The following is a 1,614-nucleotide window of genomic DNA, read 5'->3' on the forward strand; positions in this document are numbered from 1 at the left end:
GGCTTTGATAATCATATAGTCGGCCTCGCGCCGTTCCGGTAGGACGGCTGGCGTAGAGTCAAGGTTGCGACACCGACGTGACGCACAGGAGGCCGGCATGAAAAAGTTTAGCGGAATCGACCTGCACTCGAACAACAGTGTGGTCGTGGTCAGCGATGAGGTGGACCACATCGTCTACCAGCTGCGGTTGCCCAACGACGCGTTGCAGATCCGCGCCGCACTGGCGCCGCATCGCGAAGAACTGGAAGGTGTGGTCATCGAGGCGACGTACAACTGGTACTGGTTGGTCGATGCACTGTTTGCGGATGGATACCATGTTCATCTCGCCAACCCGGCAGCGATCAGGCAGTACGAGGGGCTGAAATTCAGTGGTGACTTCACCGATGCGGCCCATCTCGCACAATTACTGCGTCTGGGGCTGCTGCCCGAAGGCTACATCTACCCCGCGGACGGACGGCAGGTACGCGACCTTGCACGCAAACGGATGCAGCTCGTGCAGTGCCGCACCACCCAGATTCTCGCGATCGGCAACCTGTTCGCGCGGCATACTGGTTCTCAGATGCACGGGCCGCAGGTCAAGCGCCTCGATGGCGCGCAGGTGAGCCGATTCGGTTTTGCGCCCGACGTAACGCTCGCGATCCGGGCCAACCTGGCGGTCCTGCAAACGCTTCAGCAGCAGATCGAGATCGTCGAAAAGCGACTCATGCAGCAGGTGAAACTGAATCCGGATTACGCGCTGTTGAACACGGTGCCCGGCATTGGTCCGATGCTGGCGACCACTATCATGCTGGAAACTGGCACCATCTCGCGATTTGCCACCGTTGGCCACTTCAGTTCTTACTGTCGCTGCGTGGACAGCAGGCGCGAAAGCAACAGCAGGAAGAAAGGCGAAGGCAACACGAAGAACGGGAACCGCTATCTGGCATGGGCGTTTGTCGAAGCGGCCAACTTCGCGATCCGTACGTGTCCGCAAGCCAGGCGCTTTTACGAACGCAAGAAGCGAATGCGCAACGGCATCGTTGCGATCAAGGCACTAGCGCACAAGCTGGCTCGCGCCTGCTATCACATGCTTCGGGAGCACAAACCATTTGAGACAGTTCGCTGTTTTGGCTAGCAGGTGATGCAAGGGGAACGAACCCGGTAACTTGACTGGTGCACAGCCATGGCTTTGATTGGGTCTTCCCTTTGCTTCACCTCACCGACTGTCTGCAAGCAATCGGGTCGCCCGGGCGGGGAGCCACGTTTGACTGGCGTTGCACACGCAACAGCCACGGCTTTGACCAACCCCTTGGACCTCGTCCGGCACCAACGTTTCTCCGGGGCGGCCATGGCCGCCAGGGCACACGTGACTTACCTCACGGCATGCTTGATCCAGATGGGTGTCTGGTGCGATCCGTTTCGCAACCAGCTTTGAGAAACCGGATGCGATATTGATCCTGCAGACAGGAGACGCACCACAAGCGTCCTTGCGATTGCCATGTCGATGAAAAACATATCGACATGGCAATCGCAAGGGGGAAGAGATTTGTACCTTGACTCCGGCCGACTAATGGGTGTCAAGTTGAGGTAGATAGTTTGGCTATCGCGAGAAGATATGGTTTCCTTATTAATTTG

At 57.8% G+C, this 1,614-nt stretch carries 1 protein-coding gene; it reads left to right on the forward strand.

Translation table 11 applies throughout. The features are described 5' to 3' along the window. Positions 1-97: 97 nt before the first annotated feature. Complete coding sequence (locus P0D73_RS46370) at positions 98-1,114, forward strand: IS110 family RNA-guided transposase (RefSeq protein WP_408321305.1); 1,017 nt, start codon at positions 98-100, stop codon at positions 1,112-1,114. Positions 1,115-1,614 lie beyond the last annotated feature (500 nt).

This window comes from Paraburkholderia sp. RL18-101-BIB-B, from assembly GCF_046026985.1.
Lineage (GTDB): Bacteria > Pseudomonadota > Gammaproteobacteria > Burkholderiales > Burkholderiaceae > Paraburkholderia.

Coding starts and splice junctions, on each gene's coding strand:
- P0D73_RS46370 (WP_408321305.1), top strand. CDS start 98: ATGAAAAAGTTTAGCGGAATCGACCTGCACTCGAACAACAGTGTGGTC.